Here is a 15,533-nt window from a genome sequence, read left to right as displayed (position 1 = left end):
CGTGTGAACCGGCGGCGATTCTACCAGTCCCATCGCATAACGGCATATACGCGACGCTTTGCCGCGTAATGGCATGGAGCCGTATACTCAACCGTTTATGCCCGCCGAGCGAGGCCGCAGTGGACAAGATCCTGATTCGTGGGGCACGTACCCACAACCTGAAGAACATCGACCTGACCCTGCCCCGGGACAAGTTGATCGTCATCACCGGCCTGTCCGGTTCCGGCAAGTCGTCCCTGGCCTTCGATACCCTGTACGCCGAAGGCCAGCGCCGTTATGTCGAATCCCTGTCGGCGTACGCCCGGCAGTTCCTGTCGATGATGGAAAAGCCCGACGTCGATACCATCGAAGGCCTGTCGCCAGCGATCTCCATCGAGCAAAAGTCGACCTCGCACAACCCGCGTTCGACCGTCGGCACCATCACCGAAATCTACGACTACCTGCGCCTGCTCTACGCCCGCGTCGGTACCCCGCGCTGCCCGGACCACGACATCCCGCTGGAAGCGCAGACCGTCAGCCAGATGGTCGACCTGGTCCTGGCCCAGCCCGAAGGCAGCAAGCTGATGCTGCTGGCGCCGGTGATTCGCGAGCGCAAGGGTGAACACCTGGCGGTATTCGAAGAGCTGCGCGCCCAGGGCTTCGTCCGCGCGCGGGTCAACGGCAAGCTGTTCGAGCTCGATGAACTGCCCAAGCTCGACAAGCAGAAAAAGCACACCATCGAAGTAGTCGTCGACCGCTTCAAGGTGCGTGATGACCTGCAGCAGCGCCTGGCCGAGTCGTTCGAAACCGCGCTGAAACTGGCCGACGGCATCGCCCTGGTTGCTTCGATGGACGACCAACCGTTCGAAGAAATGATCTTCTCCGCCCGCTTCGCCTGCCCGATCTGCGGCCATGCGATCAGCGAGCTGGAGCCCAAGCTGTTCTCCTTCAACAACCCGGCCGGCGCCTGCCCGACCTGCGACGGCCTGGGGGTCAAGCAGTTCTTCGACATCAAGCGCCTGGTCAATAGCGAGCTGACCCTGGCTGAAGGTGCGATTCGCGGCTGGGACCGGCGCAACGTCTATTACTTCCAGATGCTCGGCTCGCTGGCCGCGCATTATGACTTCAGCCTCGAGATCCCCTTCGGCGAACTACCGGCCGAGCAGCAGAAAGTCATCCTCCACGGCAGCGGCAAGCAGAACGTTGATTTCAAATACCTCAACGACCGCGGCGACATCGTCAAGCGCTCGCACCCGTTCGAAGGCATCGTGCCGAACCTGGAACGCCGCTACCGCGAGACCGAGTCGGCGACCGTGCGCGAAGAGCTGGCCAAGTTCCTCAGCACCCAGCCCTGCCCGGATTGCCGTGGCACGCGCCTGCGCCGTGAAGCGCGGCACGTGTGGGTCGGCGAGAAGACCCTGCCGGCAGTCACTTGCCTGCCGATCGGCGATGCCAGCGGTTACTTCGGTGGCCTCAAGCTGACCGGTCGCCGGGGCGAAATTGCCGACAAGATCCTCAAGGAAATCTGCGAGCGCCTGCAGTTTCTGGTCAACGTCGGTCTCGACTACCTGACCCTCGATCGCAGCGCCGATACCCTCTCCGGCGGTGAAGCCCAGCGTATCCGCCTGGCCAGCCAGATCGGCGCCGGCCTGGTCGGGGTCATGTACATCCTCGACGAGCCGTCCATCGGCCTGCACCAGCGCGACAACGACCGCTTGCTCGGCACCCTCAATCACCTGCGCGACATCGGCAACACGGTGATCGTGGTCGAGCATGACGAGGACGCCATTCGCCTGGCCGACTACGTCGTCGACATTGGCCCGGGCGCCGGCGTGCATGGCGGCCAGATCGTCGCCGAAGGCACCCCGGCCGAGGTCATGGCCCATCCCGACTCGCTGACCGGCAAGTACTTGTCTGGCCGAGTGAAGATTGCCGTACCGGCCAAGCGTACGCCGCGTAACAAGAAGCTCTCGATCAAGCTCAAGGGCGCGCGCGGCAACAACCTGCAGAACGTCGACCTGGAAATCCCGATCGGCCTGCTGACGTGCGTGACTGGCGTGTCCGGCTCCGGCAAATCGACCCTGATCAACAACACCTTGTTCCCGCTCAGCGCCACCGCCCTCAACGGTGCCAGCACCCTGGAAGCGGCGCCGCACGAAAGCTGCGATGGCCTGCAGCACCTGGACAAGGTGGTCGACATCGACCAGAGCCCGATCGGCCGTACCCCGCGCTCGAACCCGGCGACCTACACCGGACTGTTCACGCCAATTCGCGAGCTGTTCTCCGGCGTGCCGGAGTCGCGCTCGCGCGGCTACGGCCCGGGTCGTTTCTCGTTCAACGTCAAGGGCGGGCGCTGCGAAGCGTGCCAGGGCGACGGCCTGATCAAGGTCGAGATGCACTTTTTGCCGGACATCTACGTGCCGTGCGATGTGTGCAAGAGCAAGCGCTACAACCGCGAAACCCTGGAGATCAAGTACAAGGGCAAGAACATCCACGAGGTCCTGGAAATGACCATCGAGGAAGCCCGCGAGTTCTTCGACGCGGTACCGGCGCTGGCGCGCAAGCTGCAGACACTGATGGATGTCGGTCTGTCCTACATCAAGCTCGGCCAGTCGGCGACCACCCTCTCCGGTGGCGAAGCGCAGCGGGTCAAGCTGTCACGCGAGCTGTCCAAGCGTGACACCGGCAAGACCCTGTACATCCTCGACGAACCGACTACCGGCCTGCACTTTGCCGATATCCAGCAGTTGCTCGATGTGCTGCACCGCCTGCGCGATCACGGCAACACCGTAGTGGTGATCGAGCACAACCTGGACGTGATCAAGACTGCCGACTGGATCGTCGACCTCGGCCCCGAGGGCGGTTCCAAAGGCGGACAGATCATCGGCTTCGGTACACCGGAACAAGTGGCCGAGATGAAGCAGTCGTATACCGGCTACTACCTCAAGCCGCTGCTGGAACGTGACCGCGCCTGATTCGGCCCGCTCGCACATGAAAAAGCCCCGCACTGGCGGGGCTTTTTTTGCTCCGGAAAATTACATCTGCGATTGCAGGTAGTTCTCCAGACCGATCGACTTGATCAGGCCCTGCTGTTTTTCCAGCCAGTAGGTGTGATCTTCTTCGGTATCGGCCAGCTGCAGGCGCAGGATGTCGCGGCTGATGTAGTCCTTGTGCAGTTCGCACAGCTCGATGCCTTTGCACAGTGCGGCGCGCACCTTGTACTCCAGGCGCAGGTCGGCGGCGATCATGTCCGGCACGGTGGTGCCGACGTCCAGGTCATCAGGACGCATGCGCGGGGTGCCTTCGAGCATGAGGATACGACGCATCAGGGCATCGGCGTGTTGCGCCTCTTCTTCCATTTCGTGGTTGATACGCTCGTAGAGCTTGCTCAAGCCCCAGTCCTCGTACATCCGCGAGTGGATGAAATATTGGTCACGTGCCGCCAGTTCGCCCGTCAGCAACGTGTTGAGATAATCGATTACGTCCGGGTGACCTTGCATCGCCCTGCCTCTCCCTGTGTGAAAGTCATAGTTTGAACCAGGATGACCGGAAGGTCACTGAGAATTGGGCAAAAAAGTGCAAAAAAGCGGGTAAACGGTAGTGATATTCATTGAAAAACCGCCCAAATGAGGGCGGTTCTTCTTATCACTTCGACTTAGGCGAGATTTATGCCCAAAGCCTTGGCAATCCCTTCGCCATAGGCCGGATCGGCCTTGAAGAAGTGCTGCAACTGACGCTGGACCACCTCTTCAGAAACTCCGCCCATGGCGCCGGCGATGTTGCTGATCAGCAGCGCCTTCTGCTCCGGGTTCATCAGGCGGAACAGCGCACCGGCATGGCTGTAGTAGTCGGTGTCTTCGCGGTGATCGTAACGATCGGCGACACCGTTGAGCGCCAGTGGCGGCTCAGCATACTGCGGCGCTTGCTTGGGCGCATTGGCGTAGCTGTTCGGCTCATAGTTCGGCGCCGCACCACCGTTGCTGCCAAACGCCATAGAACCATCACGCTGGTAGCTGTTTACCGGGCTGCGTGGGGCGTTTACCGGCAGTTGCTGGTGGTTGGTACCGACGCGGTAGCGATGGGCGTCTGCGTAAGCGAACACGCGCCCCTGCAGCATGCGGTCTGGCGACAGGCCGACACCGGGCACCATGTTGCTCGGGCCAAACGCGGCTTGCTCGACTTCGGCAAAGTAGTTCAGCGGGTTGCGGTTGAGTTCCAGTTCGCCGATCTCGATGAGCGGGTAGTCCTTCTGCGACCAGGTCTTGGTCACGTCGAACGGGTTCTCGTCGCGGCTGGCCGCTTCTTCTTCGCTCATGACCTGGATGCACACGGCCCATTTCGGGAAGTCACCGCGCTCGATCGCTTCGAACAGGTCGCGTTGGGCGTAATCCGGATCGGTACCGGCAAGGCGAGCAGCCTCGGCAGGTGCCAGGTTCTTGATGCCCTGTTTGGTCTTGAAGTGCCATTTGACCCAGGTGCGCTGCCCCTGAGCGTTGATCAGGCTGTAAGTATGGCTGCCAAAACCATGCATGTGCCGGTAGCCGTCCGGAATGCCGCGGTCGGAGAACAGGATGGTGACCTGATGCAACGCTTCGGGCGAATGCGACCAGAAGTCCCACATCATCTGTGCGCTCTTCAGGTTGCTTTGCGGCAGGCGTTTCTGGGTGTGGATGAAGTCGGGGAATTTCAGCGGATCACGGATGAAGAACACCGGGGTGTTGTTGCCAACGATGTCCCAGTTGCCTTCCTCGGTGTAGAACTTCAGGGCGAAACCACGCGGGTCGCGCTCGGTGTCGGCCGACCCTCGCTCGCCACCGACAGTGGAGAAACGCAGGAAGGTCTCGGTCTGCTTGCCAACATTGCTGAACAGCTTGGCGCAGCTGTACTGGGTGATATCACGGGTAACGGTGAAGGTGCCATAGGCACCCGAGCCTTTGGCGTGTACGCGGCGTTCAGGGATGTTCTCGCGGTTGAAATGCGCGAGCTTCTCGATGAGATGGAAGTCATCCAGCAACAGCGGGCCGCGTGGGCCTGCCGAACGCGAATTCTGGTTGTCGGCTACCGGGGCGCCGCTGGCGGTGGTCAGTATTTTGTTCTGGCTCATGCTCTCTCTCCCTATCGGTCTTGAACGGCCGGCTAATCGGCTTGGGAGGAGTATCGACCACAACTATGACAACAACAAATTCATTGCCTGACTCAGATCAATAGATTATTACAATACACATAGACACAAAAAACCGGGCACTAGGCCCGGTTTCTTGTTACAGACTGTTCGCCTTACTCAGCAGCTTCAACCGAGCCACCAACAGGACGATCAACCAGCTCGACGTACGCCATAGGTGCGTTATCGCCAGCGCGGAAGCCGCACTTGAGGATACGCAGGTAGCCGCCCTGACGGGTGGCATAGCGCTTGCCCAGATCGTTGAACAGCTTGCCGACGATTTCTTTCGAACGGGTACGGTCGAAAGCCAGACGACGGTTAGCAACGCTGTCTTCCTTGGCCAGGGTGATCAGCGGCTCGGCAACGCGGCGCAGTTCCTTGGCTTTTGGCAGAGTAGTTTTGATCAGCTCGTGCTCGAACAGCGACACCGCCATGTTCTGGAACATGGCCTTACGGTGAGAGCTAGTACGGCTCAGGTGACGTCCACTTTTACGATGACGCATGGGTTCATTCCTTACCAAACACTACGTTCGGTGATTACGACGATCAGGCAGTCGCCTTGTCGTCCTTCTTAAGACTTGCAGGCGGCCAGTTGTCGAGGCGCATGCCGAGGGACAGACCACGGGAGGCCAGAACGTCCTTGATTTCGGTCAAGGATTTCTTGCCCAGGTTCGGAGTCTTCAACAGTTCTACTTCGGTGCGCTGAATCAGGTCGCCGATGTAGTAAATGTTCTCCGCCTTAAGGCAGTTGGCCGAACGCACGGTCAATTCCAGATCGTCAACCGGACGAAGCAGGATCGGATCGATCTCGTCTTCCTGTTCGACTACCACTGGTTCACTGTCACCTTTGAGGTCGACGAACGCAGCCAGCTGCTGTTGCAGGATGGTTGCGGCACGACGGATGGCCTCTTCAGGATCCAGGGTACCGTTGGTTTCCAGATCAATTACCAGCTTGTCCAGGTTGGTACGCTGCTCGACACGGGCGTTTTCCACCACGTATGCGATACGGCGAACCGGGCTGAACGAAGAGTCGAGCTGCAAGCGACCAATGCTGCGGCTTTCGTCTTCATCGCTCTGACGCGAATCGGCCGGCTCATAACCACGACCACGAGCTACAGTGAGCTTCATGTTCAAGGCGCCATTCGACGCCAGGTTAGCGATTACGTGATCGGGGTTAACGATCTCGACATCATGATCCAGCTGAATATCGGCAGCGGTAACCACCCCCGAACCCTTCTTCGACAAGGTCAGCGTAACTTCGTCACGACCGTGCAGTTTGATAGCCAGGCCTTTCAGGTTCAACAGGATTTCAATGACATCTTCCTGTACACCTTCGATTGCCGAGTACTCGTGGAGTACACCGTCAATCTCGGCCTCGACTACTGCACAGCCAGGCATGGAGGACAACAGGATGCGGCGCAGCGCGTTGCCCAGGGTATGGCCAAAGCCACGCTCGAGAGGCTCGAGCGTGATTTTAGCGCGGGTTGGACTGACGACCTGCACATCGATGTGGCGGGGCGTCAGGAACTCATTTACCGAAATCTGCATGGATGCACCTATTTTCTAGCCCTTACTTGGAGTAGAGCTCGACAATCAGGCTTTCGTTGATGTCGGCGGACAGGTCGCTGCGAGCAGGAACGTTCTTGAAAACGCCCGACTTCTTGGCAGCATCCACATCTACCCACTCAACGCGGCCACGCTGGGCGCACAGTTCAAGGGCTTGAACAATGCGCAGCTGGTTCAGCGACTTCTCGCGAACCGCGACCACGTCACCCGGACGAACTTGGTAGGACGGAACGTTTACAGTCTTGCCGTTTACGCTGATCGCTTTGTGCGAAACCAGCTGACGGGATTCGGCACGAGTAGCGCCAAAGCCCATACGATAAACGACGTTATCCAGACGGCACTCGAGCAGTTGCAGCAGGTTCTCACCAGTAGCGCCCTTCTTGGAGGCCGCTTGCTTGTAGTAACCGCTGAATTGACGCTCAAGTACGCCGTAGATACGACGGACTTTTTGTTTCTCACGCAGCTGGGTGCCGTAGTCGGACTGACGACCGCGGCGCTGACCGTGGATACCTGGGGCTGCTTCGATGTTGCACTTCGATTCCAGAGCGCGAACGCCGCTCTTCAGGAACAGATCGGTGCCTTCACGACGAGACAGTTTGCATTTTGGACCAATGTAACGTGCCATTTATCTGTCTCCTGATTACACGCGGCGCTTCTTCGGCGGACGGCACCCGTTATGCGGGATTGGCGTCACGTCGGTGATGCTGGCGATCTTATAGCCACAGCCGTTCAGAGCACGAACAGCGGACTCACGACCTGGACCTGGACCCTTGACGTTGACGTCGAGGTTCTTCAGACCATATTCCAGCGCAGCTTGACCAGCACGTTCAGCAGCTACCTGAGCAGCGAACGGGGTGGACTTGCGGGAACCGCGGAAACCCGAACCGCCGGAGGTAGCCCAGGACAGAGCGTTACCTTGACGATCGGTGATGGTCACGATGGTGTTGTTAAAAGAGGCATGGATGTGGGCGATGCCATCAACCACTGTCTTTTTGACTTTTTTACGAGGACGAGCAGCAGGTTTTGCCATTTCTAAATTCCTGTCGATTCGCTGGTGCGATTACTTGCGGATCGGCTTACGCGGGCCCTTACGGGTACGCGCGTTGGTCTTGGTACGCTGACCGCGTACTGGCAGACCCCGACGATGACGCAGGCCGCGGTAGCAACCCAGGTCCATCAACCGCTTGATTTTCATGTTGATGTCACGGCGCAGATCACCTTCGGTGATGTACTTCGCGACTTCAGTACGCAGCGATTCAACCTGCTCGTCGCTCAGATCCTTGATCTTTGCGGCTGGGTTGACCCCAGTCTCTGCACAGATTTTCTGTGCAGTAGTGCGACCAACACCATAGATGTAGGTCAGCGAGATAACAGTGTGCTTGTTATCTGGAATGTTGACGCCTGCAATACGGGCCATTCAGTGGGACTCCAATTGACAGCTACCTACGCCCCGGAAGCCAAGAAATAGGGCGCGAGATAATATCGCTGTAGAAACAAATAATCAACCCAGCAGCGCACTAGCTGCTGGGTTTGTAGCGCAGATCACAATCAGCCTTGGCGCTGCTTGTGACGTGGTTCCGCACTGCAAATTACTCGAACGACACCTTCGCGGCGAATAATTTTGCAGTTACGGCACAGCTTTTTCACCGATGCACGAACTTTCATCACCAACTCCTCGAACCTTAAGGGTCAATCAGCGCAGCAGACCGCTGCCACCGTAGCCTTTCAGGTTGGCTTTCTTCATCAGGGATTCGTACTGGTGCGAAACGAGGTGCGATTGTACTTGGGACATGAAGTCCATCACAACCACTACCACAATCAGCAACGAGGTCCCGCCAAGGTAGAACGGAACGTTTGCCGCGACCACCAGGAACTGGGGAAGCAGACACACGGCCGTCATATAAAGAGCACCGAACATGGTCAAGCGGGTCAGAACGCCATCAATGTAGCGCGCCGACTGCTCACCTGGACGGATGCCCGGAATAAAGGCACCGGACTTCTTCAGGTTTTCCGCTACGTCTTTCGGATTGAACATCAACGCCGTATAGAAGAAGCAGAAGAAAATAATCCCTGCACTAAACAGCAGAATATTCAACGGCTGACCAGGAGCGATCGACTGCGAGATGTCCTGCAACCAGCCCATACCTTCGGACTGACCGAACCAGGCACCCAGCGAAGCCGGGAACAGCAAGATGCTGCTCGCGAAAATGGCAGGGATTACACCCGCCATGTTCACTTTCAACGGCAAGTGGCTGGTCTGCGCAGCGAAGACCTTGCGGCCCTGCTGACGCTTGGCGTAGTGAACGGCGATACGACGCTGACCACGCTCAATGAACACCACGAAACCGATAATCGCTACTGCCAGCAAACCGATAGCGACCAGGGCGAAAATGTTGATATCGCCTGTGCGTGCAGACTCGAAAGACTGCCCGATTGCTCTCGGAAGACCGGCGACGATACCTGCGAAAATCAACATCGAGATACCGTTGCCTACACCGCGCTCGGTGATCTGCTCGCCCAGCCACATCATGAACATCGCGCCGGCCACGAACGTGGACACCGCAACGAAATGGAAGCCAAAGTCAGCAGAAAACGCCACGCCCTGACCGGCCAGGCCAATGGACATGCCAATGGCCTGGACCAGCGCCAGGATAACGGTGCCGTAGCGGGTGTACTGGCTGATCTTGCGACGGCCAGCTTCACCTTCCTTCTTCAACTGCTCCAACTGCGGGCTGACGGCGGTCATCAATTGCATGATGATCGATGCCGAAATGTACGGCATGATCCCCAGCGCAAAGATGCTCATCCGTTCCAGCGCGCCGCCGGAAAACATGTTGAACAAGCTAAGAATGGTCCCCTCATTCTGTCGAAACAGTTCCGCCAGCCGGTCCGGGTTGATACCTGGAACTGGGATGTGTGCGCCTATCCGGTAGACGATGATCGCCAGGAACAGAAAACGCAGACGAGCCCAGAGTTCAGACATCCCGCCTTTGCCGAGCGAAGAGAGAGCACCTTGCTTAGCCATTTATTCCTCGAACTTGCCGCCAGCTGCTTCGATAGCCGCACGCGCACCTTTGGTGGCTGCGATACCCTTGATGGTGACCGCGCGAGTAACTTCGCCGGACAGCATGATTTTCACACGCTGTACGTTTTGGTTAATCACGTTGGCATCCTTCAGGGATTGCACGGTGACAACGTCGCCTTCCACTTTGGCCAGCTCGGACAGACGCACTTCTGCGCGGTCCATGGCTTTCAGGGAAACGAAGCCGAATTTCGGCAGACGACGGTGCAGCGGCTGTTGACCGCCTTCAAAGCCTGGAGCAATGGTGCCACCGGAACGGGAGGTCTGACCTTTGTGGCCGCGGCCACCAGTCTTACCCAAACCGCTACCGATACCACGGCCCGGACGATGCTTCTCGCGACGGGAACCCGGCGCTGGACTCAGATCATTGAGTTTCATCGATTAACCCTCGACGCGCAGCATGTAGTAAGCCTTGTTGATCATCCCGCGATTCTCGGGAGTATCCAGGACTTCTACAGTGTGACCGATGCGGCGCAGACCCAGACCCTTAACACACAGTTTGTGGTTAGGGAGACGGCCGGCGGTGCTTTTGATCAGCGTTACTTTAACGGTAGCCATGATCAGCGGATCTCCTCAACGCTCTTGCCGCGCTTGGCAGCAATGGACTCAGGAGATTGCATAGCCTTCAGACCCTTGAAAGTGGCATGAACCACGTTCACTGGGTTGGTCGAGCCGTAGCACTTGGCCAGGACGTTCTGAACGCCAGCAACTTCCAGGACGGCACGCATTGCGCCACCGGCGATGATACCGGTACCTTCCGAGGCAGGCTGCATGTACACCTTCGACGCGCCATGGGCGGACTTGGTGGCGTACTGCAGAGTAGTGCCGTTCAGGTCTACCTGAATCATGTTGCGACGGGCAGCTTCCATGGCTTTCTGGATCGCAGCAGGTACTTCGCGCGATTTGCCACGGCCGAAGCCAACACGACCTTTACCATCACCCACCACGGTCAACGCGGTGAAAGTGAAGATACGGCCGCCTTTGACGGTTTTAGCAACGCGGTTAACTTGAACCAGCTTCTCGATGTAGCCTTCGTCGCGCTTTTGATCGTTATTTGCCATAACTTAGAACTCCAGCCCGCCTTCACGAGCAGCATCAGCCAGCGCTTTGACGCGGCCATGGTACTTGAAGCCGGAACGGTCAAAGGCAACTTGAGATACACCGGCGGCTTTCGCGCGCTCAGCTACCAGCTTGCCAACCTTAGTGGCCGCGTCGATGTTGCCGGTGGCACCATCACGCAGTTCTTTGTCCAAGGTCGAGGCACTGGCCAGAACCTTGCTGCCGTCGGCCGAAATGACCTGGGCGTAGATGTGCTGCGAGGAGCGGAACACGCAGAGACGCACGACTTCGAGTTCGTGCATTTTCAGGCGTGCTTTGCGAGCGCGACGCAGTCGAGTAACTTTTTTGTCGGTCATTTGCTAGGCCCTACTTCTTCTTGGCTTCTTTACGACGGACGACTTCGTCCGCGTAACGCACACCCTTGCCTTTGTACGGCTCTGGTGGACGGAAGTCGCGGATTTCAGCGGCCACCTGACCTACCAGCTGCTTGTCGATACCCTTGATCAGGATATCGGTCTGGCTTGGGGTCTCTGCGGTGATACCGGCCGGCAGTTCGTAATCCACTGGATGCGAGAAGCCGAGTGCCAGGTTCAGCACGGTGCCTTTGGCTTGTGCTTTGTAACCAACACCGACCAGCTGGAGCTTACGCTCGAAGCCTTGGCTTACGCCCTGGACCATGTTGTTCACCAGGGCGCGGGTAGTACCGGCCATAGCGCGAGTTTGTTGATCGCCATTGCGAGCAGCGAAACGCAGCTCACCAGCTTCTTCAACGATTTCAACCGACGAGTGAACGTTCAGTTCGAGAGTGCCCTTGGCACCCTTCACCGAAAGCTGTTGGCCGACGAATTTGACTTCGACACCGGCTGGCAGCTTAACGGGGTTCTTAGCGACGCGAGACATGCTTATCCCCCCTTAGAACACTGTGCAGAGAACTTCGCCGCCGACACCGGCAGCGCGCGCAGCACGATCAGTCATCACACCTTTGTTGGTGGAGACGATAGACACGCCCAGACCGCCACGTACTTTCGGCAGTTCTTCGACGGACTTGTACTGACGCAGGCCTGGACGACTTACGCGCTTGACTTCCTCGATGACCGGACGGCCTTCGAAGTATTTCAGCTCGATGGAAAGCGATGGTTTTACTTCGCTGCTGACTTGGTAGCCAGCGATGTAACCTTCATCTTTCAGAACTTTGGCTACCGCAACCTTCAGAGTCGACGAAGGCATGCTTACGACGGACTTTTCAGCCATCTGGGCATTACGGATGCGAGTTAGCATGTCCGCTAACGGGTCCTGCATACTCATGGGCTAGACGCTCCTGATACAAGAAAAATTAGCCTCTCGGCTACTACAGTCCCCTGAAATCGCCGGGCGTAAAAACCCGGGCTCAGGAGAGCCGGTCATTCTAGACAGTTCCCAGAAACGAAACAAGCCCCAGAAGGGGCTTGTTTCGTTGCAAGGTCACCGGTGGTCGGAAGATTGCTCCCCCGCCACCTGGACGCTGCCGGTACGTCTTACCAGCTGGCTTTAACCAGACCTGGAACGTCACCGCGCATTGCTGCTTCACGCAGCTTGTTACGGCCGAGGCCGAACTTGCGGTAAACGCCGTGTGGACGACCGGTGATGCGGCAACGGTTACGCAGGCGCGAGGCGCTGGCGTCACGTGGTTGCTTCTGCAGAGCTACGACAGCGGCAAAACGCTCTTCTGGAGTTGCTTCCAGGTTGACGATGGTCGCTTTCAGCTCGGCACGCTTCTTGGCGTACTTGGCAACAGTGAGCTGACGCTTCAGCTCACGGTTTTTCATGCTCTTCTTGGCCATTTTCCTACTCCAATCAGTTGCGGAACGGGAATTTGAAAGCACGCATCAGAGCGCGGCCTTCGTCATCGTTCTTGGCAGTGGTGGTCAGGGTAATGTCCAGACCGCGCAGAGCATCGATCTTGTCGTAGTCGATTTCCGGGAAGATGATCTGCTCTTTCACGCCCATGCTGTAGTTGCCACGACCGTCGAAGGACTTGGCATTCAGGCCGCGGAAGTCGCGAACCCGAGGCAGGGAGATCGCCAGCAGGCGGTCCAGGAATTCGTACATACGATCACGGCGCAGGGTAACTTTAACGCCGATCGGCCAGCCCTCACGGACTTTGAAGCCCGCGATGGATTTCCGAGCGAAAGTCACAACGGCTTTCTGACCGGTGATCTTCTCCAGGTCAGCAACAGCGTGTTCGATGACTTTTTTGTCGCCGACAGCTTCGCCCAGACCCATGTTCAGGGTGATCTTGGTAACGCGCGGAACTTCCATCACGTTCGCCAGCTTAAGTTCTTCCTTAAGCTTGGGAGCAATCTCGTTCCGGTAAATCTCTTTCAGTCGTGCCATGGTCTTCTACCTAGCAGTGTTCAAGCATCAACCGCTTTTTGGGTCGACTTGAAGACACGAATTTTTTTGCCGTCTTCTACTTTGAAACCAACGCGGTCAGCCTTGTTGGTTTCGCCGTTGAAAATGGCGACGTTGGAAGCGTGCAGTGGCGCTTCTTTCTCGACGATACCGCCCTGTACGCCCGACATCGGGTTAGGCTTGGTATGACGCTTCACCAGGTTGATCCCACCAACGACCAGACGGTCGTCAGCGAGAACCTTGAGCACCTTACCGCGCTTACCTTTGTCTTTGCCGGCGATCACGATGATCTCGTCGTCACGACGAATCTTTTGCATGTCGGATCTCCTTACAGCACTTCTGGGGCGAGCGAGACGATCTTCATGAACTTCTCAGTACGAAGTTCACGGGTCACTGGCCCAAAGATACGGGTGCCGATCGGCTCTTGCTTGTTGTTCAACAGAACAGCAGCATTGCCATCAAAGCGGATGATGGAGCCGTCAGCACGACGGACACCGTGGCGAGTGCGGACTACAACAGCAGTCATCACTTGGCCTTTCTTCACTTTACCGCGAGGAATTGCTTCCTTGACGGTTACCTTGATGATGTCACCGATGCCGGCGTAACGGCGGTGCGAACCGCCGAGAACCTTGATGCACATGACGCGACGAGCGCCGCTGTTATCGGCCACATCGAGCATGGATTGAGTCTGAATCATAAAATTTCTCCGACCCTTAGCCCTTAGACTTCAACAGCGCGTTCGAGAACTTCAACCAGTGCCCAGGACTTGGTCTTGGCCAGCGGACGGGTCTCACGGATGGAGACCTTGTCGCCGATATGGCACTGGTTGGTTTCGTCGTGCGCGTGCAGCTTAGTCGAACGCTTAACGTATTTACCGTAGATCGGGTGCTTTACGCGACGCTCGATCAGTACGGTGATGGTTTTGTCCATCTTGTCGCTGACGACACGGCCAGTCAGCGTACGGACGGTTTTTTCAGCTTCAGCCATGATCACTTACCTGCCTGCTGGTTGAGCACAGTTTTCACGCGAGCGATGTCACGCTTAACTTGCGAGAGCAGGTGCGACTGCCCCAACTGGCCAGTTGCTTTCTGCATACGCAGATTGAACTGGTCGCGCAGCAAGCCGAGCAGTTGCTCGTTCAGCTGCTGTGCTGATTTTTCACGAAGTTCATTCGCTTTCATCACATCACCGTCCGCTTAACAAAGGAGGTGGCGAGAGGCAGCTTTGCAGCCGCCAGGGCGAAAGCCTCACGCGCCAGCTCTTCAGAAACACCCTCGATCTCGTACAGGACTTTGCCTGGCTGGATCTGGGCAACCCAGTACTCCACGGAACCTTTACCTTTACCCATCCGCACTTCGAGAGGCTTCTTGGAGATCGGCTTGTCCGGGAACACACGGATCCAGATTTTACCGCCACGTTTTACGTGACGGGTCAGAGCACGACGTGCCGACTCAATCTGGCGGGCGGTGAGACGACCGCGAGCAACAGCTTTCAGAGCAAACTCGCCGAAGCTGACTTTGCTACCGCGCAGTGCCAGACCACGGTTGTGGCCAGTCATCTGCTTGCGGAATTTTGTACGCTTTGGTTGCAACATTTGGCGTACCCCTTACTTAGCAGCTTTTTTACGAGGCGCTGGTGCTTGTGGTTTCAGTTCTTCTTGGCGACCACCAATTACTTCGCCTTTGAAAATCCAAACCTTCACACCGATCACACCGTAAGTGGTGTGAGCTTCGTAGGTGGCATAGTCGATATCGGCACGCAGGGTGTGCAGCGGCACACGACCTTCGCGATACCATTCAGTACGTGCGATTTCAGCACCGCCGAGACGACCGCTCACTTGGATCTTGATGCCTTTGGCACCAATGCGCATGGCGTTCTGTACGGCGCGCTTCATGGCGCGACGGAACATCACACGACGCTCCAGCTGCTGAGCTACGCTCTGAGCTACCAGCATACCGTCGAGTTCCGGCTTGCGGATCTCTTCGATGTTGATGTGCACAGGCACACCCATTTGCTTGGTCAGGTCCTGACGCAGTTTCTCAACATCTTCACCTTTCTTCCCGATAACGATACCTGGACGAGCGGTGTGGATGGTGATGCGTGCAGTTTGGGCCGGACGATGGATATCGATACGGCTAACGGACGCGCTTTTTAGTTTGTCTTGGAGGTACTCACGCACATTCAGATCTGCGAGCAAATAGTCCGCATAAGTCCGACCGTCTGCGTACCAGACGGAGGTGTGCTCCTTGACGATTCCCAGGCGAATGCCAGTGGGATGTACTTTCTGACCCATCT

24 protein-coding genes are annotated in these 15,533 nt (G+C 57.5%); 1 reads left to right on the top strand and 23 read right to left on the bottom strand.

Annotated elements, in window-relative coordinates:
- The first annotated feature begins 119 nt into the window (after positions 1-119).
- The gene (gene uvrA, locus BLR26_RS06140) at positions 120-2,954 is read left to right on the top strand and encodes an excinuclease ABC subunit UvrA (RefSeq protein ID WP_093379002.1); all 2,835 of its coding nucleotides are present in this window, start codon (positions 120-122) and stop codon (positions 2,952-2,954) included.
- 60 nt (positions 2,955-3,014) lie between these two features.
- Here uvrA and bfr read toward each other — a convergent pair whose 3' ends face one another.
- The 23 genes from bfr to rpsC form a co-directional block, all read right to left on the bottom strand.
- Entirely contained in the window at positions 3,015-3,479 is a 465-nt protein-coding gene (bfr, locus tag BLR26_RS06135) for a bacterioferritin (RefSeq protein ID WP_045200027.1), read from the bottom strand.
- Between the two features lie 155 nt (positions 3,480-3,634).
- Positions 3,635-5,083 (bottom strand): catalase, encoded by a 1,449-nt coding sequence (locus BLR26_RS06130; RefSeq protein WP_045200029.1) that lies wholly within the window; start codon positions 5,081-5,083, stop codon positions 3,635-3,637.
- A 173-nt stretch (positions 5,084-5,256) separates the two neighbouring features.
- Entirely contained in the window at positions 5,257-5,643 is a 387-nt protein-coding gene (gene rplQ / locus BLR26_RS06125; RefSeq protein ID WP_002555463.1) for a 50S ribosomal protein L17, read from the bottom strand.
- Between the two features lie 43 nt (positions 5,644-5,686).
- Positions 5,687-6,688, bottom strand: a complete 1,002-nt coding sequence (rpoA, locus tag BLR26_RS06120; RefSeq protein ID WP_003186012.1) for a DNA-directed RNA polymerase subunit alpha — start codon at positions 6,686-6,688, stop codon at positions 5,687-5,689.
- 22 nt (positions 6,689-6,710) lie between these two features.
- Positions 6,711-7,331 (bottom strand): 30S ribosomal protein S4, encoded by a 621-nt coding sequence (gene rpsD, locus BLR26_RS06115; RefSeq protein ID WP_010220321.1) that lies wholly within the window; start codon positions 7,329-7,331, stop codon positions 6,711-6,713.
- A 15-nt stretch (positions 7,332-7,346) separates the two neighbouring features.
- Entirely contained in the window at positions 7,347-7,736 is a 390-nt protein-coding gene (rpsK, locus tag BLR26_RS06110) for a 30S ribosomal protein S11 (protein ID WP_002555466.1), read from the bottom strand.
- Between the two features lie 30 nt (positions 7,737-7,766).
- Positions 7,767-8,123 (bottom strand): 30S ribosomal protein S13, encoded by a 357-nt coding sequence (gene rpsM / locus BLR26_RS06105; protein WP_010220320.1) that lies wholly within the window; start codon positions 8,121-8,123, stop codon positions 7,767-7,769.
- A 131-nt stretch (positions 8,124-8,254) separates the two neighbouring features.
- The gene (rpmJ, locus tag BLR26_RS06100; protein WP_002555468.1) at positions 8,255-8,371 is read right to left on the bottom strand and encodes a 50S ribosomal protein L36; all 117 of its coding nucleotides are present in this window, start codon (positions 8,369-8,371) and stop codon (positions 8,255-8,257) included.
- 28 nt (positions 8,372-8,399) lie between these two features.
- Positions 8,400-9,731, bottom strand: coding sequence for a preprotein translocase subunit SecY (secY, locus tag BLR26_RS06095; protein WP_010220319.1), 1,332 nt, complete (start codon positions 9,729-9,731; stop codon positions 8,400-8,402).
- Positions 9,732-10,166 (bottom strand): 50S ribosomal protein L15, encoded by a 435-nt coding sequence (gene rplO, locus BLR26_RS06090; protein WP_010220318.1) that lies wholly within the window; start codon positions 10,164-10,166, stop codon positions 9,732-9,734.
- A 3-nt stretch (positions 10,167-10,169) separates the two neighbouring features.
- Positions 10,170-10,346, bottom strand: a complete 177-nt coding sequence (rpmD, locus tag BLR26_RS06085) for a 50S ribosomal protein L30 (protein ID WP_010220317.1) — start codon at positions 10,344-10,346, stop codon at positions 10,170-10,172.
- Between the two features lie 2 nt (positions 10,347-10,348).
- On the bottom strand, positions 10,349-10,849 hold the full coding sequence (rpsE, locus tag BLR26_RS06080; protein WP_010220316.1) for a 30S ribosomal protein S5: 501 nt from the start codon (positions 10,847-10,849) through the stop codon (positions 10,349-10,351).
- A 3-nt stretch (positions 10,850-10,852) separates the two neighbouring features.
- Positions 10,853-11,203 carry a 50S ribosomal protein L18 gene (gene rplR / locus BLR26_RS06075; RefSeq protein WP_009397496.1) on the bottom strand — a complete coding sequence of 117 codons (351 nt, stop codon included), beginning with the start codon at positions 11,201-11,203 and terminating at the stop codon, positions 10,853-10,855.
- A 10-nt stretch (positions 11,204-11,213) separates the two neighbouring features.
- Positions 11,214-11,747, bottom strand: coding sequence for a 50S ribosomal protein L6 (gene rplF, locus BLR26_RS06070; protein WP_010220314.1), 534 nt, complete (start codon positions 11,745-11,747; stop codon positions 11,214-11,216).
- Between the two features lie 12 nt (positions 11,748-11,759).
- On the bottom strand, positions 11,760-12,152 hold the full coding sequence (rpsH, locus tag BLR26_RS06065) for a 30S ribosomal protein S8 (protein ID WP_010220313.1): 393 nt from the start codon (positions 12,150-12,152) through the stop codon (positions 11,760-11,762).
- Between the two features lie 209 nt (positions 12,153-12,361).
- Positions 12,362-12,667 carry a 30S ribosomal protein S14 gene (gene rpsN / locus BLR26_RS06060; protein ID WP_010220312.1) on the bottom strand — a complete coding sequence of 102 codons (306 nt, stop codon included), beginning with the start codon at positions 12,665-12,667 and terminating at the stop codon, positions 12,362-12,364.
- 13 nt (positions 12,668-12,680) lie between these two features.
- The gene (rplE, locus tag BLR26_RS06055; protein WP_010220311.1) at positions 12,681-13,220 is read right to left on the bottom strand and encodes a 50S ribosomal protein L5; all 540 of its coding nucleotides are present in this window, start codon (positions 13,218-13,220) and stop codon (positions 12,681-12,683) included.
- Positions 13,221-13,240: 20 nt separating this feature from the next.
- Positions 13,241-13,555, bottom strand: a complete 315-nt coding sequence (rplX, locus tag BLR26_RS06050) for a 50S ribosomal protein L24 (protein ID WP_009397501.1) — start codon at positions 13,553-13,555, stop codon at positions 13,241-13,243.
- Positions 13,556-13,566: 11 nt separating this feature from the next.
- On the bottom strand, positions 13,567-13,935 hold the full coding sequence (gene rplN, locus BLR26_RS06045; RefSeq protein WP_002555479.1) for a 50S ribosomal protein L14: 369 nt from the start codon (positions 13,933-13,935) through the stop codon (positions 13,567-13,569).
- Between the two features lie 23 nt (positions 13,936-13,958).
- Positions 13,959-14,225: a 30S ribosomal protein S17 gene (rpsQ, locus tag BLR26_RS06040; RefSeq protein WP_008374160.1), complete on the bottom strand. Its 267-nt coding sequence runs from the start codon at positions 14,223-14,225 to the stop codon at positions 13,959-13,961.
- A gap of 2 nt (positions 14,226-14,227) precedes the next feature.
- On the bottom strand, positions 14,228-14,419 hold the full coding sequence (gene rpmC / locus BLR26_RS06035) for a 50S ribosomal protein L29 (protein ID WP_002555481.1): 192 nt from the start codon (positions 14,417-14,419) through the stop codon (positions 14,228-14,230).
- A complete protein-coding gene (gene rplP, locus BLR26_RS06030) occupies positions 14,419-14,832 on the bottom strand; it encodes a 50S ribosomal protein L16 (protein ID WP_003255479.1) in 414 nt (137 codons plus the stop codon). The genes rpmC and rplP overlap by 1 nt, the downstream gene beginning before the upstream one ends.
- 12 nt (positions 14,833-14,844) lie before the next feature.
- Positions 14,845-15,531: a 30S ribosomal protein S3 gene (gene rpsC / locus BLR26_RS06025; protein WP_010220308.1), complete on the bottom strand. Its 687-nt coding sequence runs from the start codon at positions 15,529-15,531 to the stop codon at positions 14,845-14,847.
- Positions 15,532-15,533 lie beyond the last annotated feature (2 nt).

The organism is Pseudomonas sp. UC 17F4, from assembly GCF_900101695.1.
Taxonomy (GTDB): Bacteria; Pseudomonadota; Gammaproteobacteria; order Pseudomonadales; family Pseudomonadaceae; genus Aquipseudomonas.
Note: the sequence above shows the minus strand (reverse complement) of the source record. Positions and strands in the feature narration are given on the sequence as shown.